Consider the following 21,539-nt stretch of genomic DNA (forward strand, 5'->3'; position numbering starts at 1 on the left):
ATCCGCATCCCGGGGCGCCTTTACCGATTCGTTATCCGCGGTCGGCGGTCGATGAAGAGATCGCCGTGGGGTGATGCCCCCACGGGTGAGGCGGCGCAGGACGTGGCCGGCCATGCCCACCATGAGCAGCCGGAATAAGGCCTCGACAATGCTCGTTGTCTGGAATAGGGCCCTGGGATAGGGTCGAATTCAGCGGCGGCAGTCAGCCGCCGGACTTGGATGTGATGTCCACATTAGGAGGAAACTCATGGTTGAGCAGTACACGCTCCCGGAACTGCCTTACGACTACGCGGCACTCGAGCCGCACATCTCCGCGAAGATCATGGAGCTGCACCACGACAAGCACCATGCAACCTACGTGAAGGGCGCCAACACCGCTCTTGACCAGATGGCAGAAGCCCGCGAGAAGGGCGACTTCGGCACCATCGGCAAGCTCTCCAAGGACCTGGCGTTCAACCTCGGCGGACACGTGAACCACTCGGTGTTCTGGAACAACCTGTCGCCCGAGGGCGGCGACAAGCCGACCGGTGAGCTCGCTTCCGTGATCGACGATCAGTTCGGCTCCTTCGACGCCTTCCGCGGACAGTTCGACGGCACCGCGACCTCGATCCAGGGCTCCGGCTGGGCTGTGCTCGCCTGGGACACCCTCGGTCAGCGGCTGGTCCTCGAGCAGCTCTACGATCAGCAGGGCAATGTGCAGCTCGGCGCGATCCCGCTGCTGCAGCTCGACATGTGGGAGCACGCGTACTACCTCGACTACACCAATGTGAAGGCCGACTACGTCAAGGCCTTCTGGAACATCGTCAACTGGGCCGACGTGCAGGCTCGCTTCGAGCGCGCACGCACCCAGACCGAAGGCCTGATCACCGGAAAGTGACCTGCCTGCGGCATCTGCCCTGAAGCGATCAGCGGGGCTCGGTTCGCCGGGCCCCGCTGTCGTGCCCGAGCGACTAGAATCGAGCGGGTTGACGAAAGGACATCGGATGAGTGATATCAGGGTTGCCGTGATCGGCGCCTCCGGGCGGATGGGCAGCGCAGCAGTCGAGGCGATCAGAGCCGCGGACGGGCTCGAGCTCGTCGCGGCGCTCGGCAGTTCCGACAGCCTGGGAGCCGTGATCGCCTCGGAGGCTGACGTCGCTGTCGAACTCACAGTGCCGAAGGCCACCGAGGACAACGTGCGGTTCCTCGTCGAGCGCGGAGTCGACACCGTGGTCGGAACCACTGGGTGGGATGCTGACCGGCTTGCGCGCCTGGCAGACCTGCTCGCCCAGCAGCCAGGCACCGCAGCGCTGATCGCTCCGAATTTCTCCATCGGCGCAGTGCTGGCCATGCACTTCGCCGAGCTCGCGGCCAGATACTTCGACTCGGCCGAAGTCGTCGAGATCCACCACCCGCGCAAGCTCGACGCTCCGTCCGGCACTGCGCTGCACACGGCTCAGAGGATCGCCCGAGCACGCGCCGAGGCCGGCTGGGAGGCGGTGCCGGATGCGACGGAGGCCGACCCTCACGGAGCTCGCGGGGCCGTGATCGACGGGATCCACGTCCACGCCATCCGACAGCTGGGGATGAACGCCAGCGAGGAGATCCACTTCGGCACCTCCGGAGAGGCCCTGACGATCCGGACCGACACCTTCTCCACGAGCGCGTTCATGCCGGGGATCATCACCGCCGTCAAGGAGATCGGCAGTCGCAGCGGCCTGGCTGTCGGCCTTGAGAATTACCTGACGCTCTGATGTCGAAGGCGAAGATCGGCGCGCTGGTGATCGCCGTGCTGCTTGCTGTGTACCTGGTCTTCACACTGCAGCGCGGATGGATCATGATCACCGACGAGAGCCCGGTGGCGAAGTTCCTGGGCATCGCCCTCATCGCGCTTCCGGTGATCGGAGCATGGGCGCTGATCTCGGAGCTGCTGTTCGGCACCAGGATGCAGCGGCTCGGCGGAATGCTCGAGGCTGAGGGCGGGCTGCCCGAGGACAACCTCCCGCGAACTCCGGGCGGTCGGGTCGACCGCACCGCCGCGGACGCGGAATTCGCCCGGTACCGAGCGGAGACCGAGGCGGCGCCGGAGGATTGGCGCAGCTGGTTCAGGCTCTCCTGCGCCTATGACGTCGCCGGCGACCGCCGCCGCGCCCGGCAGACGATGCGCAGGGCGATCTCCCTGGAGCGCACCGGCCGCTGACGCGACGCCAGGGCCGTGAGTCAGCGGGACTCGACGACGTCGCGCAGCACGGTCTTCTGAATCTTGCCGATGCCGGACCTCGGGAACGCTTCCACGATCCGCACGTCCTTCGGATGCTTGTACGAGGCCAGCCGGTCCTTCAGATAGGCGCGCACCGACTGGAGGTCGGGCGGACTCGTGGGATCCTTCGGCACGATGCAGGCGACCGGGACTTCGCCCCACTTCTCGTCGGGGCGGCCGACGATGCTGACTTCGGCGATGTCGGGATGCCATGCCAGGGCATTCTCGATCTCCGCGCAGTAGATGTTCTCCCCACCGGAGATGATCATGTCCTTGAGGCGGTCGACAACGTAGATGAATCCCTCATCGTCCCGCCGCACGAGATCTCCGGAATGGAACCAGCCGCCCCGGAAGGCCTCGGCCGTGGCGTCGGGATTCCTCCAGTAGCGGCTCATCACGCCGACGCCGCGATAGACGATCTCCCCGACTTCGCCCACCGCGACGTCGTTCATCTCGGCGTCGACCACCCGGACCGCCATGTCGTCGGCGGGCTTGCCGACCGAGCCGGGCTTGCGCAGCGAGTCCTCGAACTCGAGTCCCACACCGTAGCCGGTGGTCTCTGTCTGGCCGAATGACGCCTTGACCTCGGTGCTCGGCATGCAGACCTTCATGCGCTCCAGGAGCTTCTCACTCGCCGGAGCTCCACCCCAGTTCGCGTGCGTGAGGGCGAGGCCCTCAGCTCCTGTGCGCTCGATCTCCTCGCACAGCAGCTGCCACTGCTGGGGCACCATGAATGCGGCGGTCACTGCGAAGCGCTTCATCGTCTGCAGGGTCTCCGCAGGGTCGAAGCCGGCGCTCGGGATCACCAGCGAGGTCGCCCCGCCGGCGATCGCCCCGTGGCAGGCGAGGAAGGTGCCGATGTGGAACAGCGGAGGCGCGAGCATGACGACGCCGTCGCCGCTGGAAAGGGCCCAGCGGTTGGCCACCTGCGCCGAGCACGCGAAGATTCCGCCGTGGGTGATGACGGCGCCCTTGGGGTTCCCGGTCGTGCCCGAGGTGTGGATGATCGCGTAGTCGTCGCCCGCCTCGGGGACGAAGCACTCGTCATCGCCGAGCTCGCCGTCCGGATACTCGGAGACCGTGAGGAGGTCCACGTCATCACAGTCGATCACCACGGGGGAGCTCTGCGCATCCTGCACCGCGGCCGCGGCGAGGTCGCGGGCGCCGTGCTCGGTGAACAGGATCTCCGGCGAGACGTTGTCGATGATGTAGGCGACCTCGCCGCGGGTCAGGCGGAAGTTGATCGGAACGGAAATGGCCCCGAGCGCGGCTGCTGCGGCGGTGAGGACGAGGAATTCGGGTCGATTCGTCAGCAGGATTGCGACCCGGTCCCCGCGGCCCACGCCGCGGCGCTGCAGGTCGCGTGCGGAGCAGCGCACAAGCGAGCCGAACTCCTGCCAGCTGAAGGTCCTGTCACGGAAGCTCACCGCCGTCTCACCAGGCACCTCATGGGCGTGACGGAAGATCTTTGCTGTGATGGCGGGGGACCGGCTCAGGTCGAGCGCGGTGCTTCCGGTGAAAGTCGTCATCGACGTTCTCCTGCGGGTATTCAATCATGACTGATCGTTCGATTGGCTCTAATGAATGTAGGTCACGGATGTCTTAATGTCACGCTCCACCGGGGAATTTCGCGCAGCGGGTCGGCGAGGACGGATCAGGGTCACCGTGTGGGCTCTCCCTGTGCCTCCCGGTCGCGCTGAACTGCCTCCCGCGCGGAGGAGACTGCAGACGACACGAGCCCCTCCAGCGGGCCGCGGGGCGAGACTGTCAGCTTCCATACGATCGCGAATACGATCGCGAACACGATGTGGGTGATGAGATCGACCCCCGCGCTGAAGGGTGACAGCGCTGTGAACTCGAGGAAGACGATGTGACCGGCGTAGATCGTCAGCGGCATCGAGCCCGGGGCGCTCAACGGCGACAGGGCTGCGGAGCGGCGGCCGAGCACCATCGCCGCCAGGGTGCAGGCGCCGATCACTGCGACCGCCACACCCGAGGTATGGAGCAGGTCGAAAGGCGTCGCCGAGTGGGGGCCGGCGATCGCGAGCCACCACCAGGAATCGTTCGGCGTGACCCCGTAGCTGCCGGTGTGCAGCGCCTCCTCCAGCGAACCGCGATCGAAGGGCGCCACGGGGCCGATCACCGCCTCGAGTGCGCCGCGGCCGCCGGCGGTGAGCAGGAGCGAGGACACAGCCTTCGACAGCACTGCGGTGCCCAATCCGATGAGCACTGCGATGGCTGCCGCGGCCGCAGAGCGCCAGGGCAGTCGGGCCAGGAACATCCCGAGGAAGAGGTATCCCAGCCACGGCAGCACCGGGTAGTAGCCAGTCAGGACAAGATCGGTGAGCAGTGGGCCCGGGCTCAGCAGGTCACCGGGCGTCGGGACGATGTAGTTCGGATGCAGATCGAACGCCCGGCGCAGCCACATGCTGATCACCGGGGCGGCGATCATCCAGGTCGGGGCCAGGAGTCCGAGGGCGAGTGTCGGCAGCCGGAGGAACAGCGGAGCCAGGCAGAACATCAGGCCGTAGAAGACGAGGATCACCGCGATCGACGAAGTGATCACGCCAAGCAGCAGGCCGATGACGCTGATGAGCAGGCCGCGGACGACGAGGCCCAGACTTGCCGCTGCCCACCGGCGCTCTCCGCTGCCGGTGAGAATCCGGTCGGTGCTGAGGACCACGGAGAACCCGGCGAGGACGGCGAACAGGGCCGAGGAGCGGCCTGCGAACCAGACGGAGGGCAGAAGCTCGTCGCCGGGGCCGAGGAACGGCACGATATGCGTCACCATCATCCCGAACAGCGCGAGACCGCGGGCGGTGTCGATGCCCAGATTGCGCCCCGGCGGCGCCAGGCGCTGCGCTGGACTGCTGCTGTGGTCCATCCGACCTCCCGGGAAGTGCGCCAGATCGCTGGTGATGATTCTCGCACAGACCTGGGCCGGACCGGCGCCTGTCGGCGCTGGGACAGTGGCCCCACGCGTTAGACTTGGCGGCATGGCACTGATGACTGATGCTGCCGCAGCGCCTGCCCGCGAGGCGTTCGGCACCAACGGAACGGCGATGATCACGCCGTTCACCCGCGACGGCGCTGTCGACTACGCGGCCGTCGAAGCGACCGCCGCCCACCTGGTCGACCTGGGCAACGACATGCTGGTGGTCTCCGGCACCACCGGGGAGTCTCCGACCACCTCGGACGCGGAGAAGAAGCGGCTCATCGAAGTCGTTCTGTCCGCGGTCGGCGACCGCGCTCGCGTCGTCGCAGGTGCCGGCAACAACGACACCGCCCACACGCTCGAGATCGCCAAGCAGGCGGCCGCCGCCGGTGCGCACGGCCTGCTGGTCGTCTCCCCCTACTACTCGAAGCCTCCGCAGTCGGGCATTCAGGCGCACCTGAGAACGGTCGCCGACGCCACGGACCTCCCGGTGATGCTCTACGACATCCCCGGGCGCACCGGGGTCCCGATCGCCAGCGAGACCCTCATCGAGCTGTCGAGCCACCCCAACATCCTGGCGGTCAAGGACGCGAAGGGGGACCTGGCCGAATCCATGAGGGTGATGAGCGAATCCTCACTCGTCTACTACTCGGGCGAGGACGCGCTCAATCTGCCGCTGCTGGCCGCCGGAGCGATCGGCGTCGTCTCCGTCGTCGGTCATGTGTGTGCAGACCGGTTCGCCTCGATGGTGGCCGCGGTCGAGGCAAATGACCTCGACACCGCCCGCCGGGTCGCCCACGAGGTCCTGCCCGTGGTCGATGCGGTCATGAACCACATGCCCGGAGCCGTGTCGGCGAAGGCCGTGCTGGAGCTCCAGGGAGTGATCCCCACCCGCGCGACCCGCATGCCGCTGCTGCCCGCGGCCGACGACCAGGTGGAGTTCCTGCGCGATCGATTGAGAAGGAGCGGTTACCTCCAGTGACCACATTGCCTGTCGAACCCGGTGAGCCACCTGCAGTCGACTCCGAAGCGCTGCGCATCGTCGCCCTCGGCGGACTCGGCGAGGTCGGCCGCAACATGACGGTGTTCGAGTACCGCGGCAAGATCCTCATCGTCGACTGCGGTGTTCTCTTCCCCGAGGAGGAGCAGCCCGGTGTCGACCTTATCCTGCCGGATTTCAGCTACCTCGAAGGACGATTCGACGACATCGTCGGCATCGTGCTCACGCACGGGCACGAGGACCACATCGGTGCCGTCCCCTACCTGCTGAGACGACGCGCGAACATCCCGCTCCTCGGCTCTACGCTGACGCTGGCGCTGATCGAGGCCAAGCTCAAGGAGCATCGGATCCGTGCCACGACCCGAGTCGTCAGAGAGGACGACGTCGACCGGCTCGGTCCCTTCGACCTTGAGTTCGTCGCCGTCAACCACTCGATCCCCGATGCGCTCGCGGTGTTCATCCGCACCGGTGCTGGCAACGTGCTCCACACGGGCGATTTCAAGATGGACCAGCTGCCCCTGGACCGGCGGATCACCGACCTCCGCGCCTTCGCCCGGTTGGGCGAGGAGGGCGTCGACCTCTTCCTCACTGATTCGACCAACGCGGACGTGCCGGGATTCACTGCTCCGGAGAAGGGCATCGGCCCGGTCCTTGAGACACTGTTCGGCACGGCCGACCGACGGATCATCGTCGCCTCCTTCGCCTCGCACGTGCACCGGGTGCAGCAGGTGCTCGAGGCGGCCAGCGCCCATGGCCGCAAGGTGGCTCTGGTCGGACGGTCGATGGTGCGCAATATGAAGATCGCGCAGGACCTCGGGTACCTTCACGTTCCGCGCAATGTGCTGATCGACCTGCGCGAGGTCGACAAGCTGCCCGACGACCAGGTCGTGCTCATGTGCACAGGCTCTCAGGGTGAGCCGATGGCGGCGCTGTCGCGCATGGCCAGCGGAGACCATCGCATCGAGGTCGGCGAGGGGGACACCGTCATCCTCGCCTCGTCGCTCATCCCCGGCAACGAGAACGCGGTGTTCCGCGTCATCAACGGTCTGATGCGGCTCGGGGCGAACGTCATCCACAAGGGCACTGCCAAAGTCCACGTCTCCGGGCACGCCTCTGCGGGAGAGCTGCTGTACTGCTACAACATCGTCCGGCCCCGAGGCGTGATGCCTGTGCACGGCGAATGGCGTCATCTGCTCGCGAACGCCCAGCTGGCTGTCGACACCGGAGTGCCGGAGGACAGCGTCGTCCTCGCCGAGAACGGCTGGGTGGTCGATCTGAAGTCCGGGCGGGCAGAAGTCGTCGGTGCGGTCGACTGCGACTACATCTTCGTCGACGGCTCATCGGTCGGCGAGATCACCGAGGACGACCTCAAGGACCGTCGGATCCTTGCCGGGGAGGGCTTCGTGTCGATCTTCACGACAGTGGATGCGAAGCGCCGCGAGATCGTCGCCGGACCGGTGATCCACGCTCGCGGAGTAGCGGAGGACGACTCGGTCTTCGACTCGATCAGGCCGAAGATCGCCTCTGCGGTGCAGGAGGCGCTGGAGAACGGCACGCAGGACGAGCACAGGCTGCAGCAGGTGATTCGCCGCACGATCGGCCGCTGGGTGTCCTCGAAGCTGCGCCGCCGCCCGATGATCGTCCCCATGGTCGTCGTCGTCTGAGCAGCATGCTCGGCGTCTCAGGCGGCTGGAGCGGCTGCCCGTCAGCCGGCCCTCCGCCAGCCGTCGGCGAGATTCGCCGCCGTCGACCGCAGAGCCTGCGCCACCTCGGCGAAGGAATCCGGCACGAGCCGGGAGGTGGGCCCGGACACCGACAGGCCCGCAGGCGCCGGCCCACCCTCGACTGCCACGGCCAGGCACCGGACTCCGATCTCCTGCTCCTCGTCGTCGACGGCGTATCCGCGTTCTCGGGCCCGAGCGATCTCCGCGAGGACTGCGGGCACATCCGGCTTCGGCGCTGATCCTGGGGCGGGCTGGGAGAGAAGCGCGCGGACCTCGTCGTCGGGAAACGTCGCCAGCACGGCCTTTCCCACTCCCGTGTTGTAGAGCGGGACCCGCCTGCCCACTTCCGTGAACATCCGCATCGAGCGGGCCGCCTCGGCCTGGGCGACGTAGGTCATCGAATCCCGTGTGAAGAAGGCCAGGTTCACCGTCTCGCCCAGTGTCTCGGCGAGCTCGGCCAGCACCGGCTGCGCTTCGGATCCCACCTGGTGTGCGGCGACAGCGCCGAGGCGCACCAGGCGGGGGCCGAGCGAATAGCTCCGATCCGCCAGCTGCAGGACGAGCCCGCGCGCCGTCAGCGTGGTGAGGATCCGGTGCACGGTCGCGATCGGGAGTTCGATCGTCGCGGCCAGATCCTTGGTGCGGGCGGCTCCGCCCGCGTCCGCCAGTGCCTCGAGCACATCCACGGTGCGGTCGACTGACTGGACGCGGTGCGGAGAGGCCATAGGGCGATTATCGCTCAGTGACCGACTCGCCTGCCGCAGGCGGTCGCTGTCCGGCGCGCGTGCCGGTGCCGGCGGCCCTCGACGAGGCGTTGGTGCCTGCCGAGGAGGCGTCGGTCGTCGAGCCCGCTGAAGTCGAGCTGTCCGATTCGGGTGCGACGACCTCGACGGCCAGGGGAGCGGTGGCTGCCAGGGCGGCCTCCTGCTCGGGGTCGACCGGCGCGAGGTCGTGGTTGTCCTTGCCGGGAGAGCGCGAGATCGCGAATGCCAGGACCGCCAGCCCGACGACCAGGAGAACGAAGATCACCGTGCCCGCATTGAAGCCGATGCCGAAGATCATCATGTAGGCGATCGCGCCGGCACCCAGGCAGTACACGAGGGCGGGGATGATGGTCTTGCGGATGATGTCGCCCTCCCTGCCGAGGAGACCGACGGTGGCTGCGGCTGCGACGACGTTGTGCACGGCGATCATGTTGCCGGCAGCACCGCCGACAGCCTGTGCTGCGACGACGGTTTCGGGGGTCGATGCGCCGATGTTCACACCGGTCGAGAACTGGAACTGCGCGAACATGATGTTGGAGACCGTGTTGGAGCCCGCGACGAAGGCGCCGAGCGCTCCGACGAACGGCGCGACGAGCGGCCAATTCTGGCCCACGGACTCCGCGGCGGCGGCCGCGAGCGTGACCGGCATGGAGTCGAGGCCGGAGTCGTTGAAGTCCGGTCCGCTGTTGATGAACACGCGCACCATCGGCACCGAGCACAGCAGCGCGACAGCCGCGCCGGCGATCTGGCCGCCGGCAAGCTGCCACGATGCCGCGATCTGGCTGCCGCTCATCCGATGCAGCGCGTAGGTCGCGACGCTGGCAAGGATGAAGAGCGCGCCGGGCGAGTACAGCAGATCCATGTTCTGGTTGATCGGCGTGCCGAATATGCCCTCGACCTTGATCACGGCCGGCCCGGTGAGGAACGCCTTGATCGCCGGGATGTTGCGCGTGAGCAGCAGGAGCGCGACGACGATGAGGTACGGCGCCCATGCCTGGATCAGCGGCATCCGCTTGCGCAGATGGGCGGCCTCCTCCGCAGGGCTGACAGAACCCATCCAGCGCTCCGGCCAGCGGTAGCGCGGGGCGAATTCCCAGGTGTCCTTCGGAACGAGGAAGCCGGCTCGGGCGGCGGGGACGACGATGAGCAGGCCGATGAGCCCACCGATCATCGAGGGGAACTCCGGCCCGAGGAGGAACGCGACGAGCAGGTAGGGAACGATCATCGCGAGGGCGGCGAAGATCGCGAACGGCGCGACTGCCAGGCCGTCGGCGAAGCGGCGGCGAGCACCGAAGAAGCCGGTCATGAAGCAGCACAGGAGCAGCGGGATGAGGATTCCGCAGATGGCGTGGATCATCGCGACCTGGGTGGCGGTATGAGCGACGAAGCCGAGCTGGTCGAGACCCAGGGCTGAGGCCCGCTGGGCGACATCGGCCGACATCTGGCCCGTCTCGTCCGCCAGGCCGGTGCCGAGTCCCGTGAGCATCGGCGTGCCGACGGCGCCGAAGCTCACCGGGGTGGACTGGATGATGAGGCCGAAGAGCACCGCTGCGATTGCAGGGAATCCGAGCGCGAGCATGAGAGGGGCGACCACCGCGGCCGGCGTGCCGAAGCCCGCCGCGCCTTCGATGAAGCTGCCGAACAGCCACGCGACGATGACGACCTGGACGCGGCGGTCGGCGGACACCGAGATGAAGCCGGCACGGATGGTGTCGATGGCTCCCGACTTGGTCACCGTGGCGAGCATGAGCAGCGCGCCGAAGACGATCCACAGGAGGCCGATGGCGACGAGCGCTCCCTGGACGATCGAAGCGCCGATGGTGATGAGATCGACCTGCCAGGCGAAGAACGACACGGCTGCTGCGACGACGAGGCTGATAGGCATGGCGAGAGCGGCCGGCATCCGGAAGCCGAGCAGGAGCACACCTGCGACCAGGATCGGCAGCAGCGCGAGGAAGGCTGCGAGGAAGATGTTGTCCATGAAGGTTTCCTGTCTGGGGGAGCTGCGGAGCCGCGCCGAGGCACCGGCTTGAGGTGCGGCTTCAACGCCGCCGGCCCAAGCTGTGACTTTGATCACGGCAAGATTAGAGGATGCTGAGTGACGACGCAACCGAGGAGTAACCAAAAGATTTCGCTGTGTGGAATTTAGTTTCCATTATAGTTGTCAGTGACAGTCATCACCACATGCATTTCCGTTCGCGCCGTCGGGCCGCAGGGCGGATGCACCGGAAGGACCAACCGTGCCCACTGCGCAGACCCTCGACGAACTGGCAGCCCAGCTCCCGGACGGCGCCCTCATCACCGACCCGGTCAAGATGGAGGCCTACCGCTGGGACCGTGCCAACGACCCGGATGCCGGCGTCCCGCTGGCTGTCGTGCGCGCCGGCTGTGCCGATGACGTGCAGGCGACCGTGCGCTTCGCCGCCGCAACCGACACCCCGATCATCCCGCGCGGTGCCGGCTCCGGCCTGTCCGGCGGGAGTACCGCTCAGAACGGGGCGATCGTCCTCTCTGTCGAGCGGATGCGTGAGATCACCATCGACCCGGTGACGCTGACCGCGGTCGTCCAGCCCGGCGCGTTCAATGGTGAGGTCAAGGCAGCCGCCGCCCAGCACGGCCTGTGGTACCCGCCGGACCCCGCCTCGTTCGAGTTCTGCTCGATCGGCGGCAACATCGCCACCAACGCCGGTGGGCTGTGCTGCGTCAAGTACGGCGTGACCACGGACTACGTGCTCGGCATGAAAGTCGTGCTGTCGGATGGACGACTGGTCACCCTCGGCGGCCCGCGCCTCAAGGACGTCGCCGGCTTCTCGCTGACCAAGCTGTTCGTGGGAAGTGAGGGCCTGCTCGGAGTGATCACCGAAGTGACGCTGCGACTGGTGCATGCCCAGCGGCGCCCCTCCACACTGGTGGCGACCTTCAAATCCCTCGAAGCAGCCACGAACTCCGTGCTCGGCATCACCCAGAAGCTGCGGCCGTCGATGCTGGAATTCATGGACAACCCGACCATCAACGCAGTGGAGGACGAGACCCGCATGGGCCTCGACCGGGAGGCGGCGGCGATGCTCATCGTCCAGTCCGACGAACCCGCAGGGTTCGCCCAACACGAGATCGAGACGATCGCCGAGATCTGCACCGCCGGTGGAGCGACCGAATGCTACCACACCGACGACCCCGATGAGGGCGAGGCATTCATCGCCGCCCGTCGGATCGCGATCCCCGCGGTGGAGAAGAAGGGCACGATCCTGCTCGAGGACGTCGGCGTGCCACTACCCCACCTCGGCCGCCTCGTCGAGGGGATCGAGGAGATCAGCCGGCGGCGTGAGGTCCTGGTCGCCGTGATGGCCCACGCCGGCGACGGAAACACCCACCCACTGGTGGTATTCGACCCGACCGACGACGGACAGCGCGAGCGCGCTCACCTCGCCTACGGAGAGATCATCGATCTGGCAGTCTCGCTCGGCGGCACGATCACCGGGGAGCACGGCGTCGGGCGGCTCAAGCGGCCCTGGCTGGCCGACTACCTCGGCCCCGACGTCCTCGAACTCAACCACCGCATCAAGCGGGCACTCGATCCCCAGGGCATCTTCAATCCCGGATCGGTGCTCGAAATCCCGGAAGGCAGCTGAATGACCACCCACATCCACGTCCCCACCATCACCTACGCGACCGCAGCCCAGGCGGTGTCTCTCACCATCGAGGAAGGAGAGAAGGCCGGCGTCAAGGCGTGCGCGACCGTCGTCGACCCGGCCCTCGGGCTCGTCGCCTACGGACGCGCCGACGGCATGACCCCGCACAGCGTCGAGACCAGCAGGCGCAAGGCCGGCACTGCCGCCTCGACCCGACGGCCGAGCGCGCTGATGAATCCCGACCTCGCCCAGAAGCTGGAGCACGGCACCGGCGGGCTGCTGACCAGCATCGCCGGGGGTGTGCCGATCGTCTTCGACGGCGTCCTGGTGGGCGGTCTCGGCGTGGCCGGCGGCAAGCCGGACGACGATGCCAGGATCGCCGCGGCGGTCCTCGACCGGCTGGGCGCCGAACCCCCGGCCTCCGCCTGAAGCTCACCCGAACCCACCTGCACGTGAACCGGATGCACGAGAACCCGTCGTTCACGAGCGCCCGTCCCGCATCCGAACCACCCGCGCCACGCGCACTCACACAAGGAGAGATTTCATGGATTCGACCGCACTCGATCTGCCCGAAGGGCTGGAGATCACCGCTGAGATCACGCCCGAGTTCACCTCGGTCCTGACCCGCGAAGCCCTCGAACTCATCGTCTCCCTGCACCGGAAGTTCGAGCCGGTCCGGCAGGAGAGGCTGGCCGCCCGCAAGGAGCGGCAGACCCGCCTCGACGCCGGCGAGGAGCTCGACTTCCTCGAGGAGACCCGTGCGATCCGCGAGGACGACTCGTGGCAGGTCGCACCGCCCGCTCCCGGACTTGAGGACCGGCGCGTCGAGGTCACCGGACCGACCTACCGCAAGATGACGATCAACGCGCTCAACTCCGGCGCCAAGGTCTGGCTGGCCGATCAGGAGGACGCCAACACTCCGGCCTGGGACTCGGTCGTCGGCGGTCAGGTCAACCTCCTCGACTCGCTCAAGCGTGAGATCGACTTCGTCTCCGAGCAGGGCAAGGAGTACAGGCTGCGCCCCGACGAGGAGCTTCCCACCATCGTCGTGCGCCCCCGCGGGTGGCACATGGTCGAGAAGCACATGCTCGTCGACGGCGAGGTCGTTTCGGGTTCGCTGGTCGACTTCGCGCTCTACCTCACCACAGCCGGTCGCCTCCAGATCGAGAAGGGACGCGGTCCCTACTTCTACCTGCCGAAGATGGAGTCGCACCTCGAGGCACGCCTCTGGAACGACGTGTTCGTGCACGCGCAGGAGGCACTCGACATCCCACGCGGCACCATCCGCGCCACCTGCCTGATCGAGACCTACCCGGCGGCGTTCGAAATGGAGGAGATCCTCTACGAGCTGCGAGAGCACTCCGCCGGACTCAATGCCGGCCGCTGGGACTACATCTTCTCGGTCATCAAGACCCACCGCTCCAAGGGCGAGGACTGGATCCTGCCGGACCGCTCCCAGGTGACCATGACCGTGCCCTTCATGCGCGCCTACACCGAGCTGCTCGTCCGCACCTGCCACAAGCGCGGTGCCCACGCCATCGGCGGCATGAGCGCCTTCATCCCGTCGAAGGACGAGACGGCAAACGAGAAGGCGTTCGATCAGGTGCGGAGCGACAAGTCGCGCGAGGCCGGAGACGGCTTCGACGGCTCGTGGGTCGCCCACCCGGGCATGGTGGACCTCTGCCGGGAGATGTTCACCGAGGTGCTCGGTGACCAGCCCAACCAGATCGACAACAAGCGCGAGGACGTGCAGGTCGGGGCCGAGCAGCTGCTCGATGTCAAGTCGACGCCCGGCCAGGTCACCGAAGCAGGGCTGCGCGCCAACGTCTCCGTGGGCATCCAGTACGTCGCCTCATGGCTCGGCGGCAACGGCGCGGCCGCGATCAACGGCCTGATGGAGGACGCCGCGACCGCGGAGATCTCGCGCTCGCAGGTCTGGCAGTGGCTGCACTTCGGCGTCATCCTCGACGACACCGGCGAGAAGGTGACCAAGGAGCTCGTCGACCGGGTGATCGAGGAGGAGGTCGCCAAGCTGCCCGGCGAGGCCGCCGACTGGGAGACCTCGCGGAAGCTGTTCACCGAGATGGCCACCGCCGATGAATACCAGGACTTCCTCACCATCCCGGCCTACGAGCTGCTGGGCTGAGCCGAGGGCTCACGACACCGGCGTCCTGTCGTCGCCGGTGACCGTTGAAGGTCTGCAGGGGCCGTCCGATGCGAAGGCGTCGGACGGCCCCTGTGCTGTGCCCGGGCGGATGGACGGGCATCCTGCGGGCGGCGGGTCCAGGAGGCGCGGGCTCACGGGACACAGAGGCGCCGAAATCCCGGGTTCTCGACCGTGCCGGCCGTACGATGGTCATCATGGCGACCAGTACGACTTCCCCCGCTGCTGGCTCCGGCACCAGGCGACGTGGACGCAAGGCCACTTCCGACCGCACCGGCGTTGCGGGGGCACACGAGGTGGGCTCCGGCGGCGTGATGACCGGGGCATGGATAGGAGTGGCACACATGGCAGGCAACCGCACGCGCAGAGTGCTCACCGACAATTCGGACGATGACAATCCCATCAGGCGCGACGGCACCGCCTTCTTCCTCATCGGACTGGCGATCGTCGTCGCCGCCTTCGAGTGGTGGAACATCCCCGGCGCCTTCGGCAACGGTGTGCGTGCGGTCGTGGAGGGCACCATGGGCCGGGTCGCCCTGGCACTGCCGATCCTCCTCGTGGGCTACGCGGTGCGCCTCTTCCTGCACGGCGAGGACACCCGCGGCAACAACCGCATTCTGATCGGACTGCTCGCCTTCATCGCCGCCGCCGCCGGTCTCGCCCACGTCGCCGCCGGCAACCCGGGCTTCGTCAACTCCCGGGAGGCGATGGCCAACGGGGGCGGAGCGCTGGGCTTCGTCATCGCATCACCGCTGATCGCGGCCACCACCGTCTATGTCACCGTTCCGCTGCTGGTGCTCCTGGGGCTGTTCTCCGTGCTCGTGATGACCGCAACCCCCGTCAACGCCATTCCGGGTCGGGTGTACTCCCTCTACTGCCTGCTCGTCGGCAGGCGGGCCGATGACGGAGCCGACGGAGCCGACGCCGACTCCTCGCCCGACCTCGTGCGGGAGAACCGCACGACGAGCACCCTCAAGCCGATGGGCTCCAAGCGCCGCTCCCGGAAGAAGAAGGACGAGGCGCCGGAGTACGAGAAGGAGGATGAGAAGGCCTACGACAAGGCCTACATCCACGAACGTGACGTTCAGCCCGGATCCAAGCCCGCGCCGGAGTCCGAGCCCGAGCTGTACGACGTCTTCGCCGACGACGAGCCCAAGCCGCGCCCGGGCGAGCGCCGTCCGACCAAGGCCGAGAAGCACGCCGCCAAGCTCAAGAAGGACCTCGGAATGGAGGAGGCCACCCGGGTGATCGGCACTCCGGTCGACGAGGCGGCCGGCGCCGCTGCTGCCGCTACCGCCTCGCCGGCGGTGCCCGCTGCTGCTCCCGACCCGGAAGCGGCGGTGCCCGCCGTCTCCACCCCGGCACCGCAGGCCACCGGCGAGCTTCCGCAGCGCGTCGAGCAGCTGACCCTGGCCGGCGACGTCACCTACACTCTCCCGCAGTCGGACTACCTGCTCGCAGGCCCGCCGGCCAAGGAGCGCTCCGAGGCCAACGACCGGGTCGTCGAGGCGCTGCGCGACGTGCTCGACCAATTCAACATCGACGCCGAGGTCACCGGCTTCTCGCGCGGCCCGACTGTCACGCGCTACGAGGTCGAACTCGGAGCCGGCACCAAGGTCGAGAAGGTCACGGCGCTGAGCAAGAACATCGCCTATGCGGTCGCGAGCGCCGACGTCCGGATCCTCTCTCCGATCCCGGGCAAGAAGGCCATCGGCATCGAGATCCCCAACATGGACCGGGAAACCGTCGCCCTCGGCGACGTGCTGCGCTCGCAGGCGGCCCGCAAGACCGACCATCCCATGGTCGTCGGTGTCGGCAAGGACGTCGAGGGCGGGTTCGTGGTCGCCGATCTGTCGAAGATGCCGCACCTGCTCGTGGCCGGTGCGACCGGATCCGGCAAGTCGAGCTTCATCAACTCGATGATCACCTCGATCATGATGCGCGCCACACCGGACGAGGTCCGGATGATCCTGGTCGACCCCAAGCGGGTCGAGCTCACGGTCTACGAGGGCATCCCGCATCTCATCACCCCCATCATCACGAACCCGAAGAAGGCCGCCGAGGCGCTCGAATGGGTGGTTCGCGAGATGGACGCCCGCTACGACGACCTCGCGATGTTCGGCTTCAAGCACGTCAAGGAGTTCAACAAGGCCGTCCGCGAGGGACGCGTGCAGGTCCCGCCGGGCTCCGAGCGGGTGCTCCACCCCTACCCGTATCTGCTTGTCGTCGTCGACGAGCTCGCCGACCTCATGATGGTGGCGCCCCGCGACGTCGAGGCTTCGATCCAGCGCATCACGCAGCTCGCCCGTGCCGCGGGCATCCACCTGGTGCTGGCGACCCAGCGCCCCAGCGTCGACGTGGTCACCGGCCTCATCAAGGCCAATGTGCCGTCCCGCCTCGCGTTCGCGACCTCGTCGCTGGCCGACTCACGGGTCGTTCTCGACCAGCCCGGCGCCGAGAAGCTCATCGGCCAGGGTGACGCGCTGTTCCTCCCGATGGGCGCGGCCAAGCCGATGCGCGTGCAGGGCGCCTGGATCAATGAGAGCGAGATCGAGAAGGTCGTCGACCATGTCAAGGGGCAGCTGACCCCTGTCTACCGCGAAGACGTCGCGGTGGAGAAGCCCAAGAAGCAGATCGACGAGGAGATCGGCGACGATCTCGACCTGCTGCTGCAGGCGGCGGAGCTGGTCGTCACCACCCAGTTCGGCTCCACCTCGATGCTGCAGCGCAAGCTGCGCGTGGGCTTCGCCAAGGCCGGCCGGCTGATGGACCTCATGGAGTCGCGCGGCATCGTCGGACCGTCTGAGGGGTCGAAGGCTCGCGACGTGCTCGTCACGCCCGAGGACCTGCCTGCGACGCTGGCCGTCATCAGGGGCGAGGAACCACCGGCGGCTGCTGACGCCTCGGCGGGTGCCGGGAACACCAGTGGCGAGTACGACGAGGGGACCGGGCTGGAAGTGGTCGAGGCCGAGAGCGAAGACGCCTGGGAGCTCACCGGCAGGTAGTCTGGATCGGTGATGAATGAGCACTCCCAGCCCAGTCCCTGGAATCTGCCGAACGCGCTGACGATCCTGCGGATCCTGCTCGTCCCGGTGTTCCTGGTTCTGCTGCTGGGTCACGGGGGAGAGGACCCGGTGTGGCGACTGTGGGCCTTCATCGTGTTCGGGCTGGCGATGCTGACCGACAAGATCGACGGGGACCTGGCCCGGCGCTGGGGCCTGGTCACCGACTTCGGCAAGATCGCTGATCCCATCGCCGACAAATCCCTCATGGCCGCCGCGCTCATCGGCCTGTGGCTGATCGAGGTTCTGCCCTGGTGGATTCCGGTCATCATCCTCGTCAGAGAGTTCGGCATCACCGTCCTGCGGCTCGTCATCATCCGCTGGGTGGTGCTGCCGGCGTCCAAGGGCGGAAAGCTCAAGACGTTGCTGCAGACCCTTGCCATCGGGCTCTTCATCGTCCTGCTGCCGCTCGCCGGCGTCGTGCCCGAGCCGGTGATCGTCGGCCTCGTCATCACGGCCTGGGTCGTGATGACGGCGGCCGTGGTGGTCACACTCGTCACCGGCGTCGACTATTGCGTGAAGTCCTACCGGCTGGTGAGGCAGACCAGAAGGACCACTCCGTGAGCTCCGCGACGGTGCCGGCCGTGACGGAGATCGTCCACCGGCTTGCGGCTCACGGGCTCACGGTGGCGACAGCGGAGTCGCTCACGGCCGGCCTGATCGTGTCCACGCTGGTGACCGTCCCCGGCGCCTCTGCTGTCGTGCGGGGCGGGCTGGTGACCTACGCGACCGATCTCAAGGCCGAGCTCGCCGGAGTGGACCGGGAGCTGCTGGCGCGTTCGGGCGCCGTCGATCCTGAGGTGGCGCGACAGATGGCTCTCGGGGCCGCTCGGGTGTGCCGCGCCGATGTGGGGGTGTCCTGCACCGGCGTCGCAGGTCCCGATCCCCAGGACGGCAAGCCGGTCGGGCTGGTGTACCTCGGGCTCGCGAGCCCGGACGGCGTTGTCGTCCAGGAGCGCCGATTCGAGGGTGATCGAGCGGCGATCCGCTTGGCAACGGTCAACGCCGCGATCGACCTCCTGGGACGCGGGGCAGGGGAGCCGGCGTGAGGGGAAGGGTTGGGAGCGCGCGGTCCGGTCACAATTCGCTGTCAATCGCCCTCGGGCCCAGCCGGCCGATGGATGTCGGTAAGGCGACGCGCTACCCTAGGGGAACAAATTCGCTCAACGTTCGGTTGCTCAGGGTGTATGAGTAGGATTGCTGTTCACACTCCATCGGCACAGGGAGGATTCGGATGACGCTTCTGCGCATTGAGATCGGCGACTCCCTGCGTGCGGCGCGCCTCCGGCAGAATCGCACTCTCCGCGACGTCTCCACCGGAGCCAGTGTTTCGCTGGGGTACCTCAGCGAGATCGAGCGAGGTCAGAAGGAGGCTTCCTCCGAGCTGATCTCGGCCATCTGCGAGGAACTGGAGCTCCCGGTCTCGCTCCTGCTGCGCGAGGTCAGCGACCGGGTCGCGCTGAGCGAGGGCGTCGCGATTCCCGACACTGTTCCGCCAGAGATGTCCGAGCGCGTGCTGGCCGGCGAACAGGCGATGGCCGGAAACTCCTGAATGCGCCACACGCTCTACTGGACCCTCATGGCCGACGAGTTCGGGCGGGCACGTGCGGAGTCCCTGCACACCGACCTGGCTCTCAGCGGACTCGGATCCAGGACACCGGCCGAAGCCTTCGCCGCGGGCTTCGAGCCTCGTGAGGTCTGGCTCGCCGTCTGCGATGCGACCGGAGTTCCCGAGGAGAGGCGACTGGGCAGGGACAAGCCCCGTGCCACTCCGTTCTGAGTGCCTGCTCCGTCCGCGTGCCGATGCATCCGCGCTCAGGCCCGCAGTCATCGACGCGCGCGGTGCGGTAGGTGTGGACGACGGGAGTTCTCGCCACACCCGTGGTCAGTGCATGTGGACGACACGCCGCGTGTTTTCGAACAGGTGTTCCCATGGTCGGCTAGACTCGCTTCCAAGCCCACTGGACTGTGACCCGGCGAACGCGAAAGCCGCTCGCCGTCCCCAGACAGCCGGGCACAACCGGAACCGTGTCCGTGCTGCGTCCTAGAGTGCAGACTGACGGATCACACACAGGAGGAACCATGGCAGGCAGGACTCCGCGCTCGGCGCAGAACGCCGCGGACAACAAGGCGAAGGCGCTCGACGCCGCGCTCGGCCAGATCGACCGCCAGTACGGCAAGGGCGCCATCATGCGGCTCGGCGACGAAGCCCGTGCCCCCATCGAATACATCCCGACCGGCTCGATCGCGCTCGACATCGCGCTGGGCATCGGCGGCCTGCCGCGCGGCCGCGTCGTCGAGATCTACGGCCCGGAATCCTCGGGCAAGACGACGGTCGCCCTGCATGCTGTGGCCAACGCCCAGGCGGCCGGGGGGATCGCAGGATTCATCGACGCTGAGCATGCGCTGGACCCGGAGTACGCGAAGGCTCTCGGCGTGGACACCGACCAGCTCCTGGTGTCACAGCCGGACACCGGAGAGCAAGCGCTCGAGATCGCCGACATGCTCATCCGGTCCGGGGCCCTGGACATCATCGTGATCGACTCGGTCGCGGCCCTGGTGCCCAAAGCGGAGATCGAAGGCGAGATGGGCGATTCGCACGTCGGACTGCAGGCGCGCCTGATGTCCCAGGCGCTGCGGAAGATCACCGGCGCGCTCGCGCACTCGAAGACCACCGCGATCTTCATCAACCAGCTGCGCGAGAAGGTCGGAGTGTTCTTCGGCTCGCCGGAGACGACCTCGGGCGGCAAGGCGCTGAAGTTCTATGCCTCGGTGCGACTGGACGTCCGTCGGATCGAAACCCTCAAGGAGGCAGGTGAGGCAGTCGGCAACCGCACCCGCGTCAAGGTGGTGAAGAACAAGGTCGCCCCGCCGTTCAAGCAGGCCGAGTTCGACATGATCTACGGACACGGCATCTCCCGTGAGGGCAGCCTGATCGATATGGGCGTCGACAACGGCATCATCCGGAAGTCCGGCTCGTGGTTCACCTATGACGGGGACCAGCTGGGGCAGGGCAAGGAGAATGTGCGCAACTTCCTGCGCGACAACCCGGGCCTGGCCGAGGAGATCGAGCTGAAGATCAAGCACAAGCTCGGCCTCATCAAGGGCGAGGACGAGGAGGCCGCTCCGGCCGACGGTGCGGGTGCAGCCTCCGACGCCCCGGCGGCCCCGGCCTCCACGACCAAGACAGCGGCGCCTCCTGCTGGAGCGGCGAAGGCGAGCGGCGCGGCGAAGACTCAGGGTCCCGCGAAGTCCGCGCCTCCGACTCCGGCAGCAGGCGGAGTCGGTGCCGCCAGTGGGGCGCCGTCGGAAAAGAACAATGTCGACTTCTGACCGACAGGCTGAGGACCGCCCCCGACGGGCGGTCCTCGCCTCCCTCCAGCAGGCCGTCGATTCGATCACGCTCCATCCCGGAGGCTCTGCGCCCGGCGCGGGGATGCAAGTCTCATACGAGCGGCAAAGCCTGCCACTGCGGGAGGATTCCGCCGGCGCCGGCGCTGATGACATCGGTGCGGAGGACCCGGAATACCGGAAGGCCAAGAAGCGTGCACTGAACATGCTCGCCTCTCGGGATCATTCGTCGGCGGAACTGCGAGAGAAGCTGCTCAGAAGGGAGCATCCATCGGAGGTCGTCGATCGTCTGGTCGAGAAGCTGCAGGCATCGAAGCTGCTCGACGACAGCGCGTTCGCGGAGGCCTTCGTCCGATCGCAGCGCAGCAGTCGAGGCCTGTCGAAAAGTGCGCTGCGCCGCGAGCTCAGCAAGAAGGGCGTCCCGGAAGAAGCAGTGGAACCTGCGGTGGAAGCCGTGGACGACGAGTTCGGCGTGGCATACGAGGTCGCGCTCAAGAAGGCGCGAACTTCGGCGAACCTGCCGCGGGAGACCCGGATGCGCCGGATCCTCGGAATGCTCTCCCGGCGCGGCTTTCCACCGGGAGTCTCGATGGCGGCGGCGCAGCGTGCCCTCGATGACGTCTGACGCTCGGGGGCCTGCGCGACATCAGCGCGAGCCGTTCCGGCTGCCG

General features: G+C 67.6%; 19 protein-coding genes. 15 read left to right on the forward strand and 4 right to left on the reverse strand.

Annotation, left to right across the window (positions count from 1 at the left end; genetic code table 11):
* Nucleotides 1-247 precede the first annotated feature (247 nt).
* The 3 genes from LXN01_RS02490 (at nt 248) to LXN01_RS02500 (ending at nt 2,179) form a co-directional block, all read left to right on the forward strand.
* Nucleotides 248-877 carry a superoxide dismutase gene (locus LXN01_RS02490; protein WP_236862952.1) on the forward strand — a complete coding sequence of 210 codons (630 nt, stop codon included), beginning with the start codon at nt 248-250 and terminating at the stop codon, nt 875-877.
* A 106-nt stretch (nt 878-983) separates the two neighbouring features.
* Nucleotides 984-1,733 (forward strand): 4-hydroxy-tetrahydrodipicolinate reductase, encoded by a 750-nt coding sequence (gene dapB / locus LXN01_RS02495; RefSeq protein ID WP_236862953.1) that lies wholly within the window; start codon nt 984-986, stop codon nt 1,731-1,733.
* A complete protein-coding gene (locus tag LXN01_RS02500; protein WP_236862954.1) occupies nt 1,733-2,179 on the forward strand; it encodes a hypothetical protein in 447 nt (148 codons plus the stop codon). Before dapB ends, LXN01_RS02500 begins: the two co-directional genes overlap by 1 nt.
* Nucleotides 2,180-2,199: 20 nt before the next feature.
* Here the strand turns inward: LXN01_RS02500 and LXN01_RS02505 are convergent, their stop codons facing one another.
* Complete coding sequence (locus tag LXN01_RS02505) at nt 2,200-3,768, reverse strand: AMP-binding protein (RefSeq protein ID WP_236862955.1); 1,569 nt, start codon at nt 3,766-3,768, stop codon at nt 2,200-2,202.
* Nucleotides 3,769-3,899: 131 nt separating this feature from the next.
* Entirely contained in the window at nt 3,900-5,123 is a 1,224-nt protein-coding gene (locus tag LXN01_RS02510) for a heparan-alpha-glucosaminide N-acetyltransferase domain-containing protein (protein WP_236862956.1), read from the reverse strand.
* A gap of 112 nt (nt 5,124-5,235) precedes the next feature.
* Here LXN01_RS02510 and dapA point away from each other — a divergent pair, with 112 nt between their 5' ends.
* A complete protein-coding gene (gene dapA / locus LXN01_RS02515; protein ID WP_236862957.1) occupies nt 5,236-6,156 on the forward strand; it encodes a 4-hydroxy-tetrahydrodipicolinate synthase in 921 nt (306 codons plus the stop codon).
* Nucleotides 6,153-7,838 carry a ribonuclease J gene (locus LXN01_RS02520; RefSeq protein ID WP_336885217.1) on the forward strand — a complete coding sequence of 562 codons (1,686 nt, stop codon included), beginning with the start codon at nt 6,153-6,155 and terminating at the stop codon, nt 7,836-7,838. The genes dapA and LXN01_RS02520 overlap by 4 nt, the downstream gene beginning before the upstream one ends.
* A 41-nt stretch (nt 7,839-7,879) precedes the next feature.
* Here the strand turns inward: LXN01_RS02520 and LXN01_RS02525 are convergent, their stop codons facing one another.
* The gene (locus tag LXN01_RS02525) at nt 7,880-8,623 is read right to left on the reverse strand and encodes an IclR family transcriptional regulator (RefSeq protein ID WP_236862958.1); all 744 of its coding nucleotides are present in this window, start codon (nt 8,621-8,623) and stop codon (nt 7,880-7,882) included.
* A 7-nt stretch (nt 8,624-8,630) separates the two neighbouring features.
* Nucleotides 8,631-10,643 carry an L-lactate permease gene (locus tag LXN01_RS02530; protein ID WP_236862959.1) on the reverse strand — a complete coding sequence of 671 codons (2,013 nt, stop codon included), beginning with the start codon at nt 10,641-10,643 and terminating at the stop codon, nt 8,631-8,633.
* Between the two features lie 259 nt (nt 10,644-10,902).
* On the opposite strand from LXN01_RS02530, the gene LXN01_RS02535 reads away from it, so the two are divergent.
* From LXN01_RS02535 to LXN01_RS02580, 10 genes are all read left to right on the forward strand, one after another.
* Nucleotides 10,903-12,291 (forward strand): FAD-binding oxidoreductase, encoded by a 1,389-nt coding sequence (locus LXN01_RS02535; RefSeq protein WP_236862960.1) that lies wholly within the window; start codon nt 10,903-10,905, stop codon nt 12,289-12,291.
* The gene (locus tag LXN01_RS02540; RefSeq protein WP_236862961.1) at nt 12,292-12,720 is read left to right on the forward strand and encodes a GlcG/HbpS family heme-binding protein; all 429 of its coding nucleotides are present in this window, start codon (nt 12,292-12,294) and stop codon (nt 12,718-12,720) included.
* 115 nt (nt 12,721-12,835) lie between these two features.
* Complete coding sequence (gene aceB, locus LXN01_RS02545; RefSeq protein ID WP_236862962.1) at nt 12,836-14,437, forward strand: malate synthase A; 1,602 nt, start codon at nt 12,836-12,838, stop codon at nt 14,435-14,437.
* A gap of 362 nt (nt 14,438-14,799) precedes the next feature.
* Nucleotides 14,800-17,460, forward strand: a complete 2,661-nt coding sequence (locus LXN01_RS02550) for a DNA translocase FtsK (RefSeq protein WP_236862963.1) — start codon at nt 14,800-14,802, stop codon at nt 17,458-17,460.
* 12 nt (nt 17,461-17,472) lie between these two features.
* Nucleotides 17,473-18,081, forward strand: a complete 609-nt coding sequence (pgsA, locus tag LXN01_RS02555; protein ID WP_236863135.1) for a CDP-diacylglycerol--glycerol-3-phosphate 3-phosphatidyltransferase — start codon at nt 17,473-17,475, stop codon at nt 18,079-18,081.
* On the forward strand, nt 18,078-18,566 hold the full coding sequence (locus tag LXN01_RS02560; protein ID WP_236862964.1) for a CinA family protein: 489 nt from the start codon (nt 18,078-18,080) through the stop codon (nt 18,564-18,566). Before pgsA ends, LXN01_RS02560 begins: the two co-directional genes overlap by 4 nt.
* Before the next feature lie 185 nt (nt 18,567-18,751).
* Nucleotides 18,752-19,069 (forward strand): helix-turn-helix domain-containing protein, encoded by a 318-nt coding sequence (locus LXN01_RS02565; RefSeq protein ID WP_236862965.1) that lies wholly within the window; start codon nt 18,752-18,754, stop codon nt 19,067-19,069.
* The gene (locus tag LXN01_RS02570) at nt 19,070-19,297 is read left to right on the forward strand and encodes a DUF3046 domain-containing protein (RefSeq protein ID WP_236862966.1); all 228 of its coding nucleotides are present in this window, start codon (nt 19,070-19,072) and stop codon (nt 19,295-19,297) included. It begins immediately after the preceding gene.
* A gap of 302 nt (nt 19,298-19,599) precedes the next feature.
* Nucleotides 19,600-20,850: a recombinase RecA gene (recA, locus tag LXN01_RS02575; protein WP_236862967.1), complete on the forward strand. Its 1,251-nt coding sequence runs from the start codon at nt 19,600-19,602 to the stop codon at nt 20,848-20,850.
* A gap of 103 nt (nt 20,851-20,953) precedes the next feature.
* The gene (locus LXN01_RS02580) at nt 20,954-21,493 is read left to right on the forward strand and encodes a regulatory protein RecX (protein WP_236862968.1); all 540 of its coding nucleotides are present in this window, start codon (nt 20,954-20,956) and stop codon (nt 21,491-21,493) included.
* The last annotated feature ends 46 nt before the right edge of the window (nt 21,494-21,539 follow it).

Source organism: Brevibacterium daeguense (genome assembly GCF_021729135.1).
Lineage (GTDB): Bacteria > Actinomycetota > Actinomycetes > Actinomycetales > Brevibacteriaceae > Brevibacterium > Brevibacterium daeguense.

What these genes read in the sequence shown, in the direction of transcription:
- LXN01_RS02490 (WP_236862952.1), top strand. Translation starts at nt 248, where the DNA reads ATGGTTGAGCAGTACACGCTCCCGGAACTGCCTTACGACTACGCGGCA.
- dapB (WP_236862953.1), top strand. Translation starts at nt 984, where the DNA reads ATGAGTGATATCAGGGTTGCCGTGATCGGCGCCTCCGGGCGGATGGGC.
- LXN01_RS02500 (WP_236862954.1), top strand. Translation starts at nt 1,733, where the DNA reads ATGTCGAAGGCGAAGATCGGCGCGCTGGTGATCGCCGTGCTGCTTGCT.
- LXN01_RS02505 (WP_236862955.1), bottom strand. Translation starts at nt 3,768, where the DNA reads ATGACGACTTTCACCGGAAGCACCGCGCTCGACCTGAGCCGGTCCCCC.
- LXN01_RS02510 (WP_236862956.1), bottom strand. Translation starts at nt 5,123, where the DNA reads ATGGACCACAGCAGCAGTCCAGCGCAGCGCCTGGCGCCGCCGGGGCGC.
- dapA (WP_236862957.1), top strand. Translation starts at nt 5,236, where the DNA reads ATGGCACTGATGACTGATGCTGCCGCAGCGCCTGCCCGCGAGGCGTTC.
- LXN01_RS02525 (WP_236862958.1), bottom strand. Translation starts at nt 8,623, where the DNA reads ATGGCCTCTCCGCACCGCGTCCAGTCAGTCGACCGCACCGTGGATGTG.
- LXN01_RS02530 (WP_236862959.1), bottom strand. Translation starts at nt 10,643, where the DNA reads ATGGACAACATCTTCCTCGCAGCCTTCCTCGCGCTGCTGCCGATCCTG.
- LXN01_RS02540 (WP_236862961.1), top strand. Translation starts at nt 12,292, where the DNA reads ATGACCACCCACATCCACGTCCCCACCATCACCTACGCGACCGCAGCC.
- aceB (WP_236862962.1), top strand. Translation starts at nt 12,836, where the DNA reads ATGGATTCGACCGCACTCGATCTGCCCGAAGGGCTGGAGATCACCGCT.
- LXN01_RS02550 (WP_236862963.1), top strand. Translation starts at nt 14,800, where the DNA reads ATGGCAGGCAACCGCACGCGCAGAGTGCTCACCGACAATTCGGACGAT.
- pgsA (WP_236863135.1), top strand. Translation starts at nt 17,473, where the DNA reads ATGAATGAGCACTCCCAGCCCAGTCCCTGGAATCTGCCGAACGCGCTG.
- LXN01_RS02565 (WP_236862965.1), top strand. Translation starts at nt 18,752, where the DNA reads ATGACGCTTCTGCGCATTGAGATCGGCGACTCCCTGCGTGCGGCGCGC.
- LXN01_RS02570 (WP_236862966.1), top strand. Translation starts at nt 19,070, where the DNA reads ATGCGCCACACGCTCTACTGGACCCTCATGGCCGACGAGTTCGGGCGG.
- recA (WP_236862967.1), top strand. Translation starts at nt 19,600, where the DNA reads ATGGCAGGCAGGACTCCGCGCTCGGCGCAGAACGCCGCGGACAACAAG.
- LXN01_RS02580 (WP_236862968.1), top strand. Translation starts at nt 20,954, where the DNA reads ATGCAAGTCTCATACGAGCGGCAAAGCCTGCCACTGCGGGAGGATTCC.